We start from the raw sequence: 19,215 nt of genomic DNA on the forward strand, positions 1-19,215 counted from the left end.
AAGCCCCCTTCCCGGGCCGGCCCTGCCCTCCGGGCGACGAGCCGGCCCCGTCCAGCGCCCACCTCATCCCCTTGACCTGGAGAACCGGCATGCCCTTGAAGCCCCCGCCCTTCGCTTCTTTCCACGACGCTTACCTGGCCGTGTTGGAAGCGGTCACCGCTGAACCGGAATACACCACCTCTTCCCGAGGTAACGACTCCGTCGAGATCACCAACGTGAGCTTCCGGCTCACCGACCCCCGCAACCGGCTGCCGTTCCTGGAACGGCGGGCCGTCAACGTCGTCTACAACATCGCTGAGGCCCTGTGGTACGCGGCCGGACGCGACGACCTCGACATGATCGGCTACTACGCGCCCGGCATGGCCGCCTACTCCGCCGACGGCAAGGTCCTCACCGGCACCGCGTACGGCACCAAGCTGTTCACCCCCGACCAGGACAACGCCACCCAATGGGCGCGGGTGCTGGAGCTGCTGCGCGCCGACCCCGGCAGCAAACGCGCCGTGCTGGCCATCTACCGGGCCGAGGAACTGGCGGTGCCTGACAACCCGGACGTATCCTGCACGATCGCCGCCCAGTTCCTGCTGCGCGCGGGCCGGTTGAACCTAACGTGTTACATGCGCGGCAACGACGCCTACATGGGCATGGTCTCGGATGTGTTCGCGTTCACCTTCCTCCAGGAGGTGGCCGCCCGCGAACTCGGTGTCGAGCTGGGCCACTACACCCACCACGTCGGGTCCATGCACGTCAACGACCGCGACGCCAAGACGGTACGCCGCCTGCTCAACGAGCCCCGCACCCCCGGCTACGTCCGTCCCGACCCGCCCCTTCCGACCATGGGCACCGGCACCTCCATGGCCGTGATCGCGCAGGTCCTGGAGCACGAGGAGGCACTGCGCACCGACCGGACCGGTTACACCCCCGCCCAGGTGGCCGCGCTGCCGCTACCCGCCTACTGGCAGCAGGTCGTTCTGCTGTTCGAGGTGTACCGGCAGATCAAGCACACCGACGGGCCGGTGGGCGCCGCCCATCTGGAGGTGCTGGATCCGGCTTACCGGTGGCTGATCGCCCGGCGGTGGAAGAACCGCATGCCTGCGCAGGTCGCTGCGTGACGGTGCTCGTCCCGGACGGTGGGTGGGGGCGGTGGGCGGTGGCGCTGTGCAAACCGGACGCCACCCGCCGCGGCCTGGTCGATACCGTCCTGGAGCACATCGCCACGCACGCTCACCTGGTCCACCGGCGTGCCGTGGTCGTGACCGAGGCGCAGATCCTCACCCACTACGCGGACATGCTCGCCCTCGACGACCGGTTCCCGTTCGACGTGACCGCCGAACTGCGCCGCAACTGGGTCGGCCAACGGGTGACGGTCGCCCTGTTCCAAGGCCCCACCGACGACACCCCGCAGCGGATCCGGGCCCTGCTGGGCCACTACGACCCCGCCCAAGCCGAACCGGACACCATCCGAGGCCGTTACGGCACCGACTCCACCGCCGCAGCCTGCGCCGAGAGCCGGTTCATCGACAACCTCATCCACACCAGCGATGACCCGGCCGGCACCGAGCGCGAGTTCAACCTGTGGTTCGGCCCGGCGTTCACGCACCTGCTCACCTCCACCCTCCGATCCGAGGAGCTGTCACCATGACCGAGACCACGCTGACCGACGGGGCCTCGATCCCCGTCGGGCCCCGCACCCTGGCCGTGATGCCCGCCGAGCAGCAAGCCGAGCTGGACCCGTACATGGGCCAGATCATCACCAACCGCAAGAGCGGGCTGTCGCTGAACCACATCATCGGCTGCCCGCTGGACTGCGGCTACTGCGTCAGGCATTTCTGGGGCGACTTCGACAACAAGACCCCGCAACTGCTGGTCACCACCGAAGAGGCAGTGGAGATGCTGGCCGGCCACGAGGCGTTCGCCCCGCACACCACCCCGATCCAGCTCTTCAACAAGGCCACCGATCCCATGCTGCCCGGAGTCAAGCCGCACACCTTCGCGGTCCTGGAGGAGCTGGACCGGCAGGGCCTGCGCAACCTGGTGCTGATCATCACCCGCTTCCACGTCACCCGAGCCGACATGGAACGCTTCGAGGCCCTGGCCAACGTGCGGGTGACGCTGCTGTTCACCTACTCCGGCATCACCGACTCCCGGGTGGAGCCGATCGCGAAGTCCCAGGCCACGGTGAAATCGATCGAGACCGCCGCCGCGCACCGCCGCCGCACGAAGGTCATCCTGTACTGGCGGCCCATCACCCCCGGGTGGAACGACGACCCGGACACGATGCGGAACGTGCTCGACCTCGCCGACCGCACCCGGGTCGACGCCCTGGTGTTCACCGGCTACTACCACAAACAGGAGAACGCCACCTACCTACGCGACCTCGGTGTGCAGGTGCCCTACGCGACCGACTACCAGCGCCGCAAGGTGCTGCCCGAAGAGCTGGACGCGAAAGTCGTCCGGGCCTGGCGGAAGCACGGCACCGGTGTGTCGCTGTTCCGCAAAACGAGCTGCGGGGTCACCTACGCCCACCAGGTGCCCGACTACAACGGCCACTGGGGCGTCCCGGAGCTGTGCGACATCTGCCCCGCCGCCCAGCGCAGGATCTGCGCCGACGACCACCGTGCGCCGTCCCAGGACGAGTTCCGCGCCGCGCTGGACTGCTTCGGCTACGACACCGACGCCCCGTTCCTGGTCGAGGGCGGGCACGTGCTCACCCACGCCCTCGGCGAGCAGCGACGCTACGCTCTGCAACACCGGCTGCGGTTCCAGGTGTGGGAGGTCGACCATCCGCACCTGCACCGCGCGCACGGGCGCACCCTGGCCGGGTACACCCTGAGCCAGGACGAACAGCGCCAGCTCGACCAGGCCCGGGAGCGACTGGCGGCGGCCGCACGTCACGAGGACGACTGACCGGCATGAGAAGGGGACCCGTCATGACCGACCTGCTGTGGACGAGAATGCCTCTGGTCGCGGTGGACCTGGAGGGCACCGGCGCCCAGGACCGCGACCAGGAGGCGATCCTGGAGATCGCCCTGGTCCCATTGGTCGACGGGGCCCCCGACATGAACGCCGCCTACGACACCCTCGTCAACCCTGGCCGACCGGTCCCACGCCGTCCCTGGATCAGCCCCGGCCTGGACGATGACACCCTCCGAGGCGCGCCTCGCCCCGAGCAGATCGACGACGCCCTCGTGTCCCGGGTGGAGGGCCACTACCTGGTGGGACACAACGTGGGTGTCGATAACAGGCTCCTCCGCCTGCGGCACCCGCGGGTGACCCCGGCCGGGCTGATCAACACCCTGCGTCTGGCACGGACCCTGGACGTGCCAGGCCCGAAAAACCTCGGTGTTCTGCTGGACCACTTCGAGCTACACGACCGCGTCAACAAGCTGGTCCCCGCCGGCAGACCGCACCGAGCGCTGTGGGACGCCGTGGCCGCAGCCCTTGTCCTGCACGCACTGGCCACGCAGGGTGGGATCACGTCTTGGACAGAGCTATGCTCCGCCGCTGGGGAGGGGATGCCCCCCAAGCACCAAGTCCAGGAGGCCCTGTTCTAACTGGAATGGCCCCTAGCAGTGGGTGCCCGCGCTGCAGGCTGGTGCCGTTGTGTTGTTACCCCCTCGCAGGGGCAATGAGGACCCTACCGCGCCCGCCAGCAGCGATTTTCCGCCGCGTTGTTACCCCTCGCAGGGGCGATGAGGACGAGCTGGGCGCGGCCGGGCCCGGAGTCCTGGCCACGTTGTTACCCCTCGCAGGGGCGATGAGGACCCCCCGAGCCCGCCCCGCTACGGCCAGGTGTGGAGTTGCTACCCCTCGCAGGGGCGATGAGGACCCGGGCCGGGTGGGGGCTCGTCGCCCGCCGCGAGCGGTTGCTACCCCTCGCAGGGGCGATGAGGACTCCGAGCACCGCCGAGCCCGCGCCCGGTACCTGATGTTGCTACCCCTCGCAGGGGCGATGAGGACGAGGACGCCGTCGCCCTCTGCGGGCAGCTCACCGCGTTGCTACCCCTCGCAGGGGCGATGAGGACCTTGGTGCGGAGGTCGTCCTGGTGTGGGTGCGCTGGTTGCTACCCCTCGCAGGGGCGATGAGGACCCGTGGGGGAGGGGGCGGCGCCGCTCAGGCCGCCCCGTTGCTACCCCTCGCAGGGGCGATGAGGACGCGACGACCAGCGGATTCACGGACACGGAAACCCTGTTGCTACCCCTCGCAGGGGCGATGAGGACGGGGAGATCGTCGGCCGGGCGGTGCAGATGCTGCTGTTGCTACCCCTCGCAGGGGCGATGAGGACGCCCGTGTACTCCAGCCACTCCTCCGCGAACATCAAGTTGCTACCCCTCGCAGGGGCGATGAGGACTCGCCGCCATCCGGCAGATGACCCGCGCGTTCTAGTTGCTACCCCTCGCAGGGGCGATGAGGACCACAAAGGGCGGGACCGTATGGCCCCGCCCTCTCAAGTTGCTACCCCTCGCAGGGGCGATGAGGACTGGTCGCAGACCTGTGCGGTATCACGCTGGCCGATGCGTTGCTACCCCTCGCAGGGGCGATGAGGACAGGATGGCGAGTTCGCCGTAGGCGATCGCCTTCCCTGTTGCTACCCCTCGCAGGGGCGATGAGGACGGGCATGACCCGCAAGAACCTGCTGATGCACACGTTGCTACCCCTCGCAGGGGCGATGAGGACCCCGGGCGTCCTCTCCAGGGACCGCCACCCCGACCGTTGCTACCCCTCGCAGGGGCGATGAGGACTGGTGGACCTGCACCTGGACCGGGAGGTGATCGCCGTTGCTACCCCTCGCAGGGGCGATGAGGACCCTGCTGGCCTTCGCCGCCGCCGACCGGCGGGCAGGTTGCTACCCCTCGCAGGGGCGATGAGGACCCGACGGTAAAGCCGCAGGTCCCAGGCTTACGCCGAGGGCCCTGGGACCACATTTTTCAGTGAACCTCCGGTAGTGCAGCAGAGCCCGGTGTGCCGCTGAAAACCGGCCCCGGAGCACGATCACCGTTCCCTCACAGGATGTCGCTCGGCTCGGGTTTGGTGATCCCCCATGCCAGCCGCTGCGGGACGGCGCCCGGCGGGAACGTGTAGACGAGGACGTGATCGTACCCGTCGTCGATGACGTCCTTGACCGCTCGCTCGAAGCGTTTGAGCTGTGCCGGGCTCAACTGCCCTTCGAAGACGCTGCGCTGCACGTGGTGCAGGTACAGCCGGCAGGTCCGCAGGATCTGCGGGTTGCGTTCGGCGGCGGTGTCGTAGACGACCACAACGTGCACGGCCGGTTCACCACCAGATCCGGAACGGCTTGTAGGTGTCGCCTTCCAGGCAGGCCCGGGTCACTTTGAGGGCTTCCAGGTACAGCAGTTCGTCGTAGGCAACCGGTCGTTTGAGCTCGCGGTGGTTGACCGTGGTCGCGAACTCGTCGCGCACCGCGGCGACGACGAGTTTGCGTCCTGTGTCGCTGAGCATCGCCTGGTTGGAGTCCACGTCGAAGTGGTGTGGTTTGAGCTGGTTGCGTGAGGCCATGCGCAGCAGCAGCCGTTCGGAGAACATCGGTTTGAACATCTCGGCCATATCCAGGGCCAGGGAGTGGCGTTGGCGTTCCATGGTGCTGTGCAGGAAGGCGATGCCGGTGTGCAGCGGGGTCAGGCGCAGGGCGGTCACGGTGCGGGCGTAGACGATGCCGTTGACGTAGCTGATGAAGGCGTTTCCGGCGTTCTTGGGCGGGCGGCGGCTGCGTCCGTGCAGTTGCAGCCAGTCGGGGAGTTTGGTGTCCAGGACCTCCCAGGCCGAGCGGCGGAAGTTGCCTTCGATGCCCATGAGCGAGGCCGCGTCGGGTGCGTCCTCGGTGTTGTTCTTCAGCACGGTGTAGGGGGCCTTGAGCAGGGTCCGGTCGATGATGCGGCGAACGTTGAAGGCGGTGGCGCGCACGATGTCGCGGGCGATGGGCATGGCCCTTTCGGGGTCGGTGGCCAGGGCCACCTGGGCGATGACGGTCTCTCCGGAGGTCGCGGTGTCAGCGGCGGTCAGGGATCCGGTGTAGTCGCCGTAGTAGCCGAGCAGGTGGACGTTGATGTGGTGCTGGTTGAGCAGGCTGATCACGGAGGTGTTGACGTCGACGGGTTTGCAGGCGATGAGGTCGCGCACGTCGGTGATGGGGATGCGCACGTGCTCGCCGTGGTCGCGTTCGATGAGCAGGGACTGGTCTTTGCGTCGGATGCGGCAGCTCGTGGTGAGCCAGTAGGTGCGGGCTGCGGTGGGCATCACTGGCTCCAGCAGTAGTCGAAGTAGCTGCATCCCCGGCACCGGGTGCGGGCCGGCCGGGGTGGTGAGAGGGGTTGGGCGACGGTGGTGCGCACGTTGGCGATGTCGGTGCGGGCGCGTTCGTCCCAGTCGGGTTCGTAGGGCATGCGTTGGGTGCGGCGGGTTTTGGGGTAGCGCAGGATCGCGCCTTGGGTGTCGACGCCGACGAGGCGGAGCCGGTAGCAGTAGTGGATGGCCTGGGCTTCGTCGGCGGGGCTGGGGCGTGAGGAGGATTTGGTCTCGTGGACCCACAGGTTTCCGTCGAGGTCGTCCAGGCGCGCCGAACCGAGGTCGACGGGGTGGGCGCGCCGGTAGGAGGTGTCGTGGACGGCTTCGCCGAGTTGGACGGTGGCGCTGGTGGCCTCGGGGCGGAACCCTCGGGCGAACAGCCACAGCTGGCGGGGGCAGTGGTAGAGGTACTTGATGTGCACTCCGCCCACGTCCTGTTCGGAGATCACAGGAGCACCCCCGGCTGGTAGGCGCCGGCGGCGTTGCCGGGCGGGTGGATGGTGATCAGGCCGCGGTCTGGTTCGTATTCGGCGTCGATGATCAGGACGTTGAGGGTGTGGTCCCAGGTGCCCAGGGCGCGGGCGTAGTGCGGGAGCGGGATGAGGTACTGGGAGGCCAGCAGCCTGCCCGTGCCGCGTTCCTCTCCGGGCGAGGTGTTCTGGAGGGCGTCTTTGTAGTCCTGCCGGTCCTTGGCGAGGGTGCCGTCGACGCCGTCGAACATCGCGTCGAAGGCCGCGGAGAGCTGTGTGGTGTCGTTGAGGGGTTGGTCGAAGGACAGGAACTGGTCGCGGAAGTCCTCCCGGGAGGTGTCGGCCTGGTCCTGCCACCGGTCTCCCCAGGGGCTGGTGTAGATCTCGTTGAGCCAGGCCGTGAAGAGGCGTTCGTCGAGTTCGCGGCCCTGGTGGCGGGCCAGGGTGTCCCAGCCCAGCCGGGTGGGTTCGGCGTCGTAGACCTTGTCGGCGAAGTCGGGTCCGGACCTGCCGCGTGGGGCGTAGTGGGGTCGGTGGACGATGACCGGTGCCGGATGGTCCAGGGCTCCGATGCGGTTGATGCGGCCGAAGCGCTGCAGGAGCGCTTCCAGGGGTGCGGCGGAGGTGTGCAGGACGTCGAAGTCGACGTCCAGGGACACCTCGACCACCTGGGTGGCCACCAGCAGTCCGGGGCGGCGGGGTGTGGTCCGGGTGCCGAACCGGTCGCGGATGGCCTGTTCGATCCTGCTGCGGTCGCCGGTCTTGAAGCGGGAGTGCAGGAGCAGGGCGGCGTCGTCGCCGTGGAGTTCTCGGGCGAGCGGTGCGAGCTGGTCGTACAGGTGCCAGGCGTCAGCGACGTTGTTGGCGATGACGGCCACGCTTCGTCCGGCGCGCAGTGAGGTTTGGATGTCCTCGATGCTGGCGGGGTCGGTGAGGTGGTCCTCGCGCAGGTGCAGGCGGTGGCGGCGCGGCCAGGTGTAGTCGGTGTCGGGTTCGACCAGTTCCACCGTGTGGTCGGGGCCCAGGGCGGCCCGGATGGTGTCCAGGAGCCGGTCGGGCAGGGTGGCGGAGAGCACGCCGATGCGTCCGCCCAGGCGGGCCCACAGTCCCATCATGGCCAGGATCATGCCGAGGCGGCGGGGTTCGTAGGCGTGGAGTTCGTCGAAGACGAATGTGGAGTTGGTGGTGTCGATGAGGGTGGAGGCGTGCGCGGTGCCGCCCAGGGCTCCGCGCAGGAGCTGGTAGGGGGTGGTGACGCGGACGAGTTCGCGGAACAGGCGGCTGGCGTTGGCTTTGGCGACCGCGCCCGAGGCGCGTTGCCGTTCCGCTGCGGCCGGGTCTGTGGGGGTGGTGTCGCAGGTGGCGGTGGACAGGTAGAAGCTCGCGGCGCGGGAGTGGACGACGCCGACCTGGTCGTGTCCCAGGTCGGTGCGCAGGCGGGTGGCCATGGCGTTGATGGAGGCCAGGTAGGGCAGGGCGTAGAACAGGCGGGGTGTGCCTGCTGTTTCGTCTGCGGTGTGGTGGGTGTGGGTGGTGGCCCACAGCAGGGCGGCTTCGGTCTTGCCCTTGCCGGTGGGGGCGCGCAGCACCATGTGGGTGGTGGTGGCGTGGGCGCGTTCTTGGTGCGGGTAGGTGTCGGCGTTCTTGGCCTTCAATGTCGCGCGCAGCCGTGCGGGGTAGTCGATGCTGGTCAAGGGGTGGGTGGTGAGCAGGTGGCCGTGGGCGGAGGCGACGTGGTCGGCCAGGGTGATGGCGCCTTGGAGCAGGACGGCGGTGAGGCCGGCCTCCTCGTCGGGGCTCTGGCCGCGGTCCCAGTGGGTGAGGATGCGTTCCAGCAACCGGTGCCCGGCCTCGGCCAGCTCCTCGGGGGTGGCCTCTGCTGGGGTGGGGGCTTTCGCGGTCTGGGCGAGCCAGGTGGCCAGGGCGTTGGCCGAGGCCGGGTCCACGGGGCCGAAGTGGTCGTGGAAGTCCTTCGGGCCGGTCAGGGTGCGGGTTTCGTTGCGGATGGACCCCTCGCCCCCGGCCAGGGGGCGGTGGTGGGTGAGGACGCCCAGGCCGATCCAGGTGCGTTCGTCCTCCGGCAGGTGGGCCAGGACGTGTTCGACGAAGGCGAGGGAGTAGACCTCGTGCCGCCTGCCCCACGGCTGTTGGGGCGGGGGGTTGCCCACCATGGTCTGGAACCCGTCCGGGACCTTGCCCGCGTCGTGGAACAGGCACGTGAGCCTGGCTCGGTCCCAGAAGCGGGCATCGGTTGCGGGCAGGGTGCCGGTGCGGGTGTGCAGGGTGTCCAGGGCGCGGGTGGTGGCCTGTAGGTGGGTGGTCAGCGCCTCTCCGGGCTGAGGAGGCTGGCTGCGCGTGTCGGGGCTCTTGGCCCAGATGTGTGGCAACTCGACCCGAGCGCCAGCGGCAGCATGGGGGTGGACGGGGGCCAGCGGAACGACCGCCTGGCCGTCGCTGGTGCGCCATTCGGAGTCGACGCGGGCGCTGCTGCCCTGGGCGGCGTACCGGTAGGTGCCCCACTGGATGCGGGAGCGGTCGGGGCTGATGGTGTGCGGCATCCGCAATTGCATGCCGGACCTGGAGTTCTCGGCGGGCAGCAGGGCGTGGCCCTGGGTGCCCTGCCCGGGGTAGAGGGTGATGCGGCTGGTGCGGGCCGAGGCCAGGTCCTGGCTGCGGCCCAGGCGCAGCGGCCACACCGGGCGGCGCAGCGCCCTCTCCCACAGGTCCAGATGGTCCAACACCCACAGGGTGAGGGTGGTCCGGGCCAGGAACTCGTGGTCCTTGGGGGTGGGGTCCGGTTTCTTGCCCGCCGTGGCCAGAGGATGGAAGGTCTCCACGTCCACGCCCTTGCCTTGGGCGGTGAAGGCCATGGCGATGCGGGTGTCGGCGGGCATGCGGTCCCAGCCGCCCACCGCGGCGGCCAGCAGGCCTGCGGCGGTGGACGGCGGCGGGCAGGGCAGGGTGACCTGCACCCCCGAGTACAGGGGGTTGCGGAACGAGGCCACCGGTGCGGTGATCGTGATCTCCAGTGCGCTGGTCATACGGTCGCGTCCTCGAACCAGGCGTCGCGCTGGCCGGCCTCGATCTCCTTGGCCAAGGCGCCCAGCACGGTGCGCGGGTGGTCGATGACCACCCGCCCGGCGGTGATCTCCTCGGCCAGGTCCTGGCGGGCCTGGTCGCGCTGGGCGCCGAGGAACCCGGGAGCCCAGCCGATGTGGACGGGGCCGTCCAGTTCATCGGACCAGGCCCGCAGTTCCTCGGCGAAGACCGCCGTGTCGAAGAACGCCCCTTGCGGCCCGGTGGCCAGCACCCGGGTGAAGGGGTTGTTGCCCCCCTTGAGGGGGGCCAGCAGCACGAAGGAAGGGGCGCGGTCGCCGTAGTGCAGGGCCCGGCTGGCCCCGCCCTGGACCTGGGCCAGGGTGCGCAGCAGCACCGCGGCCCGGCGGCGCCGCTCGGCCAAGGGCAGGCGCAGGGCGCCGACTCCGCGCAGCACGTACTCGGCGGCCCCGGCGGTGACGGCTTCCTGGGCGGCGGCCGGGGACAGGGCCTTGCGCAGCCCTCCCCCGTCCTGTTCGAAGGTGCCCACGCGCGGCAGGTCCACCAGGACGTCGGCGGCCATCTCGGCGGTGTAGTGCTCGTGTTCGTGGATGACCGGGTCGGCGTCGGCCGGGAAGCCGCGGCTCATCGTGCCGAAGTCGGTCACGATGCGCTTGGCGGGCAGCGCCACCAGGGTGCCGGTGGCCAGGACGGTGTCGCGCTGGTAGTTGCCCTGCTTGGTCGCGACCATGTAGCCGAACAGGTCGTCGTCCAGGTACAGGTCCGGGCGCCCGTCGGTGTAAGCCTGCTGCTTCTTACCGGTGCCCGAGCGGGTGACCGGGGAACGCTTCTCACCCAGGGGCAGGGAGTCGCGCCACCAGCGGCGGAACGCCTGAGCGGAGATGTAGGGGACGCGTTCCCCGCGGCCGACGGTCAGGTACTTGACCTTGGCCGTGTTGTCCTCGCCGCGGCCGTTGTTGGGGGCACCAGCGGTGATGTCCAGGGCGAGCTTGCCCACGAGGTAGGTCATTAGTCGTTCTCCGCTTCCAGGTCGGTGTCGGCGATGAGGTCGTCGGTGGACACGTCGTCGTGGTCGTGTCCGCGCCAGGAGGGTTTGAGTTCGTGCAGGTGGTTGAGGACCCCGATGAACAACAGGTCCCGGTGGAGGAAGACCCGGTCCTCAGCGTCGAAGAGCAGCCGCCACTGGCGCTGGGTGATGAACGGGTCAGGGTCCTGGGTGCGCAGGGTGCGGTCGACGGACTGGCGCTGCAACCACGCGCGCAGGGTCGTGAGCTTCTTGCGGGCCTGGAGGAACTTCTTCAGTTCCTTGTCGTCGTGGGTGTTGAGGACAGTGGCGATGCGTGCGGCGAGTTGGTCGATCTGGTCCATGTCGGTGGAGGACACCTGGAGCACCTTCGTGGCGTAGTCGGAGCAGGTGGCGGACAGCAGGGGGGTCTGGGCGCAGATGCCGCCCTTGCCCAGGGCGCGTTCCCGCAGGAAGTGGGAGACGGTGGGGATGACCCTCTCGGGGAGGTCGAACAGGTTGCGGGCGAGCATGGACCGGCCGGGGACCTTCTCCCACCGGTGGGCGCGCCCCAGCCAGTGCAAGGACGGCTTGGGCAGGTCGCGGATCCATTCGGTGGCGGGCTGGTCCATGGCGTGCACGGCCAGGTCCTGCTCCTTGTTGCTGTTGGTGAACACCATCAGCTCCACACCGTCGGTGACCCGTTCCTCGTAGCCGCGCACCCTGCTCAGTGCGGCGAGCTGGCGGGCGTAGGAGGGGCGGGCCCCGGCGGGGGCGCCGGTGAGGGCGTGGCGGCGGGTCTGGTCGACCTGGAACTTGGTCAGGGCCCACAGCAGGTCGTCGTCCCAGGTGTGCAGGGCGGTGGCGCGACCGCCCCAGATCGAACACCCGTAGGGCAGGGCGTAGAAGCTCAGCAGGCATCCGCGACACAGGGCCATCCCCTCATGGGTGGGGATGGTGGTGTTGCGGTAGGAGGAGCTCTCCGTCAGCGGGACGTCGACCTTGCCGTAGAACCCGCAGGCCGGGCGATCGCACAGCACGCACCGGGCGTCCACGGCCGTGTCGGTCTCGGGCAGGTGCCGCCAGGCGGCGAGCTTGTCCTTGAGCCCCTGCCCCAGCAGGGATTTGCGGTTGGTGGTGTTGATCGGGCAGTTGGGCCAGAACAGGTAGCTGGCGCCGAGCCAGAACCCGTGAGGGCCTTTGCTGTCGGCGATCTCGGTGGTGCGTTCCAGGTCGCGGGTCATGTTCGCGTTCGCGGCCCGCAGATCCCCCTCCGTCAGCTCCAGGGGGTGGGTGAGCTCCTTCAGGTTCTTGCGAGTCCGGTAAACGAGGCTGGACAGGGCGAATGCACCGATCCGCTGAAAGGGGTGCGCGGTCAACCGCACTCCGAGCCCGATGGTCGTGGAACTCACGCGATCACCCACCCGAACCCGGCGGAGTTGGCCTGCCCCAGCCCCCAGCTCCAGATGCACCGCAGTGTCTCGGGGGCGCCGTGGATCTCCGCCTCCAGAGCCGCCCCGGGCTTGTGCCCCTGGCTCACGGCGAAACTGCGCTTGGGTCCCACCCAGGTGATGGCCTGCACCGACACCTCCGGGTCGACACCGATCGTCTGGGCCTTGCGGCGCAGGTTCCCCTCGAAGTAGGCGGGGAACTCGGGTTCGGTCGGCAGCACCCAGGCCTGGCGGGTGGTGCGCTCACCGTGCTCGTTGTGTCCGGAGCCCTTCATCACCACCGGGGTGGAGGTCCGTAGCACCGCCTTCCCGGAGGCGAAGTCCGGCGGGGCGACGACATCGACCTTTTGGATCCGCAGGGCGGTGCCGCCCCAGTCCAGCACGTGCTCTCTAGCCAAGCCCTTGGCCAGGCCCTCGATGATCTCCGGTACAGGGCTGGCGAACTCCACCACTCCCGTTCCGCCAGCGGTGTACTGGCGACGTTTGCGGGGGGTGGACGGGAACGTGGGGGCGCTGTGGCCGAAGGGGACCATGCCGGTCTTCCCCCAGCCGTGTTCGTGCAACCGGGCACCGAGCTCCGGCGCTCCGAAGGAGAGCAGTTCATAGACCAGGCCGCGGCCCGGGCGCAGCACTTCCCTCCATTGCAGGGACGGGGCCCTGGTGTGGACCGCTACTCGCAGACGCACAGGTGACCTCCTCACTCAACATCAGATGACGAGGCAACACGGTAGGAACCAACGCCGACAGAAAAGCCCTCAGATCAGCAAGATGGCCAACCAAGGCCAAATACTGCATTTCCATCACACTGAGCGAACAAAACTGGTAAGGGGATCAAAGACCGAAAACACGTTCGACAAGAGAAGCCACAAAGGCCATCTTTCGCCGAAGGGACCCGACCTAGGACCGATCAAGCTTCCTTCCGATCCCGCCCCCTCCACCCCATCAACGAGGGCACCTCGAGACCTAGATGGACATGCCCCCAGCCATCACCCCCGACAAGGAACCGAGGCTGCTTCGCTGATGCCGATGCAGCCGCCACCCCTGAGCGGCGATCAGAGCGCAGCCAACCGGCCACGCCCTGATCACACTGGGAACACCGCACTTCTCATGTAGGAAGTGAAGATGCAACCCAATGCATGCGAGCCCAGAACTCTACTTAATTCCTCCTATGCCCCTGCGACCACACCAATAGCGGATCGCAACTCCTTCCAATTCCACCGAATTCGGACGGCCAGACCACCTCGACCACCATCCCCAGGTGATCCTCATGCTCCGAACATAGAGCTCCATCGTTCGCCCCATTCGCATCGATAAGCCAACAAGCGTTCGAACCCCGCACACTCGAAGTGCAGTCGATGTAGTTCTTGGTTGACTGTCTTCAAGATTTCGTCCGAACACGAGGAGAATAGCACGCCAGAAAAAGGAAGGGGTGGGCGCATACGCCCACCCCGCACCCCTCGAAGGGATGATTAAAAAATGCGACATGCGCCGAAGAATCACATCTTTTTACCCCTCCAAGGGGCCTGTGGTTAGCGCATATGGCACACAAATCTTACTCTCACGCTTCGCACAGGCGATGACGACCGCGAGGACCTCGTTACTCTCCGGTGGATGGTCGGGGTGCTGCTCCCCTCGCAGGGGCGATGAGGACGTCGGGGCGGTCACCACTGCACCTCCTCGTCGGGGTGTTGCTACCCCTAGCAGGGGCGATGAAGACGGGAGGCGCACCGCACCCTGATGGGCGTCCGCAGGTTGCTACCCCTCGCAGGGGCGATGAGGACACTCGATTCCGCCGGCCGCCCACTCGGTGAACCGCTGTTGCTACCCCTCGCAGGGGTGATGAAGACGCTCAACACCTCAGGGAGAACCCCATGCCCCACCAGTTGCTACCCCTCGCAGGGGCGATGAGGACCCGCGCCGAAGATGCCGCCCGCACCGCCCAGGCAGGTTGCTACCCCTCGCAGGGGCAATGAGGACCCCTGGGAACCGGGGCCGCGATCCTGCTGGACGCGTTGCTACCCCTCGCAGGGGCAATGAGGACCCCCGCCGGCACGAGGTGACCAGCCACGAGGCCGAGTTGCTACCCCTCGTAGGGGCAATGAGGACCCGCTCACCGTGGAGGAGTGGGAGACCCGCACCGCGTTGCTACCCCTCGCAGGGGCAATGAGGACGCTCGAACGCATGAGTGAGCACACCTCCCGTCCCGAGTTGCTACCGCTCGCAGGGGCAATGAGGACTCGTCGGGAACGCCCGCGCCGCCTTCGCCAGCTTCCTGTTGCTACCCCTCGCAGGGGCAATGAGGACCTGGCACTCCGCCCGCCGCCGGGCCCGCGAGGCCGCGTTGCTACCCCTCGCAGGGGCACAATGAGGACGATGCTGCTGGGGCAGGACCCCACCCCGCTGCCGCCGTTGCTACCCCTCGCAGGGGCAATGAGGACTCCGGGTGGGTGCTACACCGTCGTGTGCGTCGTCGTTGCTACCCCTCGCAGGGGCAATGAGGACGCCGCGACTTCCTCCCAGTCGGCGGCGTTCGCCCAGTTGCTACCCCTCGCAGGGGCAATGAGGACTACCGCGGCGGTGATCTGCTCCCACACGGGCGCCCGTTGCTACCCCTCGCAGGGGCAATGAGGACGGGGCAGGTGGGCGGTGTACAGGCCGCCGTGGTCCTGTTGCTACCCCTCGCAGGGGCAATGAGGACAGGAACGAGCGGCGACCGGTCGGCCGGCACCGGCCGGTTGCTACCCCTCGCAGGGGCAATGAGGACGGTACACGCTCTCCAGCGTGATCCCCGCCCGTCTGGGTTGCTACCCCTCGCAGGGGCAATGAGGACGCCGGTACGGAGTCGTCGTGTCGTCAAGGACCACACGTTGCTACCCCTCGCAGGGGCAATGAGGACCGCCTGAGAGGATCAGCCCGTGGATACCCCGCTGACGTTGCTACCCCTCGCAGGGGCAATGAGGACCCGGGTGCGGATCTCCGCCCAGGAGTGGTGACCGACGTTGCTACCCCTCGCAGGGGCAATGAGGACGCCAAGGTTGCGACTTTGGCGGCCTACCTGGACATGTTGCTACCCCTCGCAGGGGCAATGAGGACGGTGGACGTTGGACACGGCGGCCGCGGCCGCACCGCGTTGCTACCCCTCGCAGGGGCAATGAGGACGCGGAGGGGGCCCGGTGAGCCCGCTGACTGACGCGTTGCTACCCCTCGCAGGGGCAATGAGGACTCCTTGCCGACGACGGGCACTTGGTGGCCTCTATGTTGCTACCCCTCGCAGGGGCAATGAGGACGTAGGCGTCAGCGACGGCCTTGGCGACCCGGGCGTGTTGCTACCCCTCGCAGGGGCAATGAGGACACTTCTCGTCGCGCTCGGCGGTGGTCTGGACGGGCCGTTGCTACCCCTCGCAGGGGCAATGAGGACCTCACCCCCGAGACGCTGCTCGTGCTCGGCATCACGTTGCTACCCCTCGCAGGGGCAATGAGGACCTCGTGGCCGGTGCCCCAGTCCTCCAACAGGGCGTGTTGCTACCCCTCGCAGGGGCAATGAGGACTCGCATGGGGAGACGCACTCGGAGGGTTCCCCTTGTTGCTACCCCTCGCAGGGGCAATGAGGACCCCGGGGACTCTCAGTCCCCCCGCTCCCCTCCGAGGTTGCTACCCCTCGCAGGGGCAATGAGGACCCGACGGTAAAGTCCCTGGCCGCAACAGGCCTGGTTCATCGATTCGAAGCAGATTTTTCAGCGATCCGCCGGTAGCGCAGATGACCCCGGCGTGGCGCTGAAAAACACCCTTGGACTCAACCACGTCCACTATCCAACCTCACCGCCCCGACAGACCGTCCCCCGCCCCGTGGCCACGGTCAGAGACCGCTCCCCGTCCTGGCCCTCCGGGCTCAGCGCCTGTACTCGATCAGCGGCGGAACCCGCGGTCGGGGTCACGCGGATCCTGGCTTCCAAAGTTCTCGAACCAGCTCTGCGGACGCATGTCCCCCATCGCCTGGAGCCGGTTCAGCTCAGAGCCGGGATCTTCAACACCGTCGAACCTGGGATCGAACAGCAGCATCACGTCGTGGTCCTCGAATAAGATGTCGAGGCAGAAATCCCAGGTGTAGTCGTCTCGGTGCTCGGGCAGTGCTTCGTGGTCCGCGTCCTCCCGATCCTGGGTCATCTCCAAGTGGACCTGTGCCTCGCTCTCCAGTGCGAGGAACAGCGCGACTTCCTCGGCGCGGCATCGCGGACGGGGCTCGCGGCCTGCCGCCAGATCCTCTGCCAGGTCGTCACAGGCCCTGGCCATGAGGCGACGCCACTGGACCGGCATCTGCCAAGTGACCCAGGGAAGGGTGTCGAAGAACATCCATGCGTCGTCCTTTCCGGTGACGGTCCGGTCTCCGTTGTTCACGTCGTCGTAAGCCTCGTCCGCCATCATGCTGAGCGCGGAGTAAAGGATGTCGGCTGTGCGCGGAATCAGCGTCCAGGATTCGCAGTCGGGGCAGTCCACCTTGTTGCAGTCACAGCCCCCGTCGAGCAGGGGGAAGAGCTGCGCGAAGTCGGGGAGAGTGCCCCATTGGGTCTCCCTCGTGTGGACGGGATCGGGCCCTCGACGGAGCCGGGATCCGCTGTGGAAGGTCTCCTTGATGGTCTGGGACGACCAGTCGATGACTTCATCTCCGTGATCCACTCGGAGCCACTTGGCGGAGGACTCCTCGGCGATCGTGCCGGCCCGGGGAACAGGGTCGAGGGGGTCGGCCAGGTGCATGACCGCGCCGACGAGGTCCTCTGGGTCGTGGTCGAGGCGTTCGGTTTCCGGGGCGGGTTCGAAGCCGCGGGCACGAGCGGCCCGGTAAAGCCGTTCCTTGTCGTGCATGTAGAACTCCCGCAACTGGACGACACGGACCACTGGTGCGGTCAGGTCACTGAGCCGGGCCTGGGGCATGGTGTGCTCGTCGTTCTCCGCCTCGTCATCTGCAGGGTCCCCCACGAAAACCTCCTCCCAGGAGACGGAGGTGGTTTCAGATGTGGGCCATACCCCTGCCTGGAGGTGCTCCACGACCTTCCGGAACGAGGCGGCCGGTGCGTCGGGAAGGTCGGCGGCGAGCGCGTTGGCTCGTGCTGTTGCCCCCGCTCCCAGGCCTTCTTCGGCAATCGTGGTGAGCAGCCTCGCGATACGTTGCGCGAGCAACGGGCTCCCACAGGTGAGAACGGTCTGGAGCTGGTCCGGGCCTCGGTTGTGGGACAGGCGGGCGAGTACGCGGTGCTTGGAGCGTGCGTGCTCGCAGAGGAAATCCTGAGGGAAATACGAAGAAGAGCTGAGTTCAGCCATAACCGACCCCTGGGGTATGCGGAGAGGGCGCGTGGACACGCCGAAGTACGGACTTCGCTGGTGGGCGCGGTACGGCCGAATCCCCGGGCGAAGGGAAGATAAAGGCGCCGCTGGTGCTGTCGGTACAGCCGACAACCCGGATCGGTCATTTCAGGGTAATCGGGCGCCCCTGCAATCGCTACCGGGTCGCGCGAAATCTGCACCCGCCCGCTGGGCAGCATCTCCTGTGCTGTGACGACAGCCCTCTTACGTCAAGTAATGAGGCAACATAGCCACAGCAACGACACTTACGAGGTGCCATCGGATGCCGCTGATAGGCCATGCGTGCTCCGTTCGTGCGCTTCTAATCCGATGGCCGCAGGTTCGAATCCTGCCGGGTGCGCCACAAAACCCCAGTTCAACCTGGGTATACATCCTCACCGCAGAGGAGCCGTCGCACTGATGGGTCCAGGGTGGGCCCGAGCTGGGTCCAACCCCCGGCGCTCACGCCGCGCCGCGCACCGACGCCCCCTCCCGGAATCGCGCAGCACCAGCCACGCGGTCCTCTCAGCCGCTTCCCTGGCCACTTCCGGCAGGACACTGGCATAGGTGTCCGCGGTCAGCACGATACTGGCGTGCCCCAGCATCGCCTGCACCACCTTCAACTCCACCCCCGCAGCCAGTGCCAATGTCGCTGCTCCGTGGCGCAGATCGTGGAACCGCACCGGCGGCAACCCGCTCTCCGCGTTCAGCTTCCGGAAGAGGCGTGACAGACGCTCAGGGGCCAACGGGCCTCCCCGCAGGACGGTGAACACATACCCGCGCGGATCCCACTCCTGCCCGCGTGTCTGTGCCTCCTGCTGTTGTCGCCACTGGTGGCGGCGCAGCACCCCTGTGGTGGCGTGGTCCAGCACGAGCATGCGGCGGCTCGCCGCGCTCTTGGGCGCCAACTCCACCAGGCCGCCCCGATTGGACTGGAGCTGACGGGCGATACGGACTGTCCCCTTGATCAGGTCGATGTCCTCCCACCGCAAGCCCACGACCTCACCCCGGCGCAGCCCGGTCATCACCACCAGGTGGAACAGCGCGTTCCACCGGTCCTCGGAGACGAAGTCCAGGAACTGGCGGGTCTGTTCCACCGTCCAGACCGCCACCGCAGGCCGCGCCCCACCGTGGGTCCACTCCGCGACGGCCTGGTCGGTCCACACCACCGGCCGTGTGCCGGCCCCGGGCTCCAGCCGCAGCCCCTGGGCGGGATTGGCAGGGAGCAGACGTTCGCGCACCGCGGTGTTCAACGCCGCCCGCAGCGTGGCCCGTACCCGCTGCACCGTCGTCGGGGAAAGGAGGACTCCTCCGGCCAGAGTGTGGCGGGAGATCCGGTCGAACGCCTCCTGCACCAGGGCGGGGGTCAGCTCCTCAAGTAGCACCTCTCCCAGATACGGGTCGAGGTAGCGGTCGATGTGCTCGGCGTAGCCGACCCGGGTGCGCAGGCGCAGCCGAGCCCGGGTGTCCATCCAGTGCCGGAGCCATCCGGCCACCGTCCACGACTGCGTGTCAGCCCCGCTGCCTCGGGCTCTGCGCAGCGCCGCCCGAGCGGCATCCCTGGAGACGAACCCGCCACGACGCACCCGGCACCGC

The 19,215-nt window shown here is 68.1% G+C and carries 13 protein-coding genes and 3 CRISPR repeat arrays; of the genes, 4 read left to right on the plus strand and 9 right to left on the minus strand.

The genetic code is table 11. The features are described 5' to 3' along the window. The first annotated feature begins 89 nt into the window (after positions 1 to 89). Genes KGD84_RS19240 through KGD84_RS19255 form a run of 4 tightly spaced genes read left to right on the plus strand, consistent with a single transcriptional unit; the run spans position 90 to position 3,551 of the window. Entirely contained in the window at positions 90 to 1,109 is a 1,020-nt protein-coding gene (locus KGD84_RS19240) for a thymidylate synthase (RefSeq protein WP_220561807.1), read from the plus strand. Continuing rightward, complete coding sequence (locus KGD84_RS19245) at positions 1,106 to 1,639, plus strand: nucleoside-diphosphate kinase (RefSeq protein WP_255646660.1); 534 nt, start codon at positions 1,106 to 1,108, stop codon at positions 1,637 to 1,639. The genes KGD84_RS19240 and KGD84_RS19245 overlap by 4 nt, the downstream gene beginning before the upstream one ends. Beyond that, entirely contained in the window at positions 1,636 to 2,904 is a 1,269-nt protein-coding gene (locus KGD84_RS19250; protein ID WP_220561808.1) for a radical SAM family protein, read from the plus strand. Before KGD84_RS19245 ends, KGD84_RS19250 begins: the two co-directional genes overlap by 4 nt. Before the next feature lie 23 nt (positions 2,905 to 2,927). Continuing rightward, a complete protein-coding gene (locus KGD84_RS19255; protein ID WP_220561809.1) occupies positions 2,928 to 3,551 on the plus strand; it encodes a 3'-5' exonuclease in 624 nt (207 codons plus the stop codon). Between the two features lie 116 nt (positions 3,552 to 3,667). Further along, positions 3,668 to 4,870: direct repeats of the CRISPR family, unit length 30 nt; unit sequence GTTGCTACCCCTCGCAGGGGCGATGAGGAC. Between the two features lie 131 nt (positions 4,871 to 5,001). Here the strand turns inward: KGD84_RS19255 and cas2 are convergent. From cas2 to KGD84_RS19300, 9 genes are all read right to left on the minus strand, one after another. Then, the gene (gene cas2, locus KGD84_RS19260) at positions 5,002 to 5,265 is read right to left on the minus strand and encodes a CRISPR-associated endonuclease Cas2 (protein ID WP_220561810.1); all 264 of its coding nucleotides are present in this window, start codon (positions 5,263 to 5,265) and stop codon (positions 5,002 to 5,004) included. Between the two features lie 7 nt (positions 5,266 to 5,272). Continuing rightward, a complete protein-coding gene (gene cas1, locus KGD84_RS19265) occupies positions 5,273 to 6,253 on the minus strand; it encodes a CRISPR-associated endonuclease Cas1 (RefSeq protein ID WP_220561811.1) in 981 nt (326 codons plus the stop codon). Continuing rightward, complete coding sequence (locus KGD84_RS19270) at positions 6,253 to 6,750, minus strand: CRISPR-associated protein Cas4 (RefSeq protein ID WP_220561812.1); 498 nt, start codon at positions 6,748 to 6,750, stop codon at positions 6,253 to 6,255. Before KGD84_RS19270 ends, cas1 begins: the two co-directional genes overlap by 1 nt. After that, on the minus strand, positions 6,747 to 9,812 hold the full coding sequence (gene cas3 / locus KGD84_RS19275) for a CRISPR-associated helicase Cas3' (RefSeq protein WP_220561813.1): 3,066 nt from the start codon (positions 9,810 to 9,812) through the stop codon (positions 6,747 to 6,749). The genes KGD84_RS19270 and cas3 overlap by 4 nt, the downstream gene beginning before the upstream one ends. After that, a complete protein-coding gene (gene cas7i, locus KGD84_RS19280; protein WP_220561814.1) occupies positions 9,809 to 10,837 on the minus strand; it encodes a type I-B CRISPR-associated protein Cas7/Cst2/DevR in 1,029 nt (342 codons plus the stop codon). Before cas7i ends, cas3 begins: the two co-directional genes overlap by 4 nt. Further along, positions 10,837 to 12,243 carry a hypothetical protein gene (locus KGD84_RS19285; protein WP_220561815.1) on the minus strand — a complete coding sequence of 469 codons (1,407 nt, stop codon included), beginning with the start codon at positions 12,241 to 12,243 and terminating at the stop codon, positions 10,837 to 10,839. Before KGD84_RS19285 ends, cas7i begins: the two co-directional genes overlap by 1 nt. Next, complete coding sequence (locus KGD84_RS19290) at positions 12,240 to 12,968, minus strand: CRISPR-associated endoribonuclease Cas6 (RefSeq protein ID WP_255646661.1); 729 nt, start codon at positions 12,966 to 12,968, stop codon at positions 12,240 to 12,242. The genes KGD84_RS19285 and KGD84_RS19290 overlap by 4 nt, the downstream gene beginning before the upstream one ends. Positions 12,969 to 13,969: 1,001 nt before the next feature. Continuing rightward, positions 13,970 to 14,587: direct repeats of the CRISPR family, unit length 30 nt; unit sequence GTTGCTACCCCTCGCAGGGGCAATGAGGAC. Positions 14,588 to 14,690: 103 nt separating this feature from the next. Next, positions 14,691 to 15,959: direct repeats of the CRISPR family, unit length 30 nt; unit sequence GTTGCTACCCCTCGCAGGGGCAATGAGGAC. A 229-nt stretch (positions 15,960 to 16,188) separates the two neighbouring features. After that, positions 16,189 to 17,598, minus strand: a complete 1,410-nt coding sequence (locus KGD84_RS19295) for a hypothetical protein (RefSeq protein ID WP_220561816.1) — start codon at positions 17,596 to 17,598, stop codon at positions 16,189 to 16,191. 416 nt (positions 17,599 to 18,014) lie between these two features. Next, positions 18,015 to 19,091, minus strand: coding sequence for a tyrosine-type recombinase/integrase (locus KGD84_RS19300; protein WP_220561817.1), 1,077 nt, complete (start codon positions 19,089 to 19,091; stop codon positions 18,015 to 18,017). Positions 19,092 to 19,215 lie beyond the last annotated feature (124 nt).

It is taken from the genome of Nocardiopsis changdeensis (genome assembly GCF_018316655.1).
Classification (GTDB): domain Bacteria; phylum Actinomycetota; class Actinomycetes; order Streptosporangiales; family Streptosporangiaceae; genus Nocardiopsis; species Nocardiopsis changdeensis.

What these genes read in the sequence shown, in the direction of transcription:
- KGD84_RS19295 (WP_220561816.1), bottom strand. Translation starts at nt 17,598, where the DNA reads ATGGCTGAACTCAGCTCTTCTTCGTATTTCCCTCAGGATTTCCTCTGC.
- KGD84_RS19255 (WP_220561809.1), top strand. Translation starts at nt 2,928, where the DNA reads ATGACCGACCTGCTGTGGACGAGAATGCCTCTGGTCGCGGTGGACCTG.
- cas7i (WP_220561814.1), bottom strand. Translation starts at nt 10,837, where the DNA reads ATGACCTACCTCGTGGGCAAGCTCGCCCTGGACATCACCGCTGGTGCC.
- KGD84_RS19240 (WP_220561807.1), top strand. Translation starts at nt 90, where the DNA reads ATGCCCTTGAAGCCCCCGCCCTTCGCTTCTTTCCACGACGCTTACCTG.
- cas1 (WP_220561811.1), bottom strand. Translation starts at nt 6,253, where the DNA reads ATGCCCACCGCAGCCCGCACCTACTGGCTCACCACGAGCTGCCGCATC.
- KGD84_RS19300 (WP_220561817.1), bottom strand. Translation starts at nt 19,091, where the DNA reads ATGGACACCCGGGCTCGGCTGCGCCTGCGCACCCGGGTCGGCTACGCC.
- KGD84_RS19250 (WP_220561808.1), top strand. Translation starts at nt 1,636, where the DNA reads ATGACCGAGACCACGCTGACCGACGGGGCCTCGATCCCCGTCGGGCCC.
- cas3 (WP_220561813.1), bottom strand. Translation starts at nt 9,812, where the DNA reads ATGACCAGCGCACTGGAGATCACGATCACCGCACCGGTGGCCTCGTTC.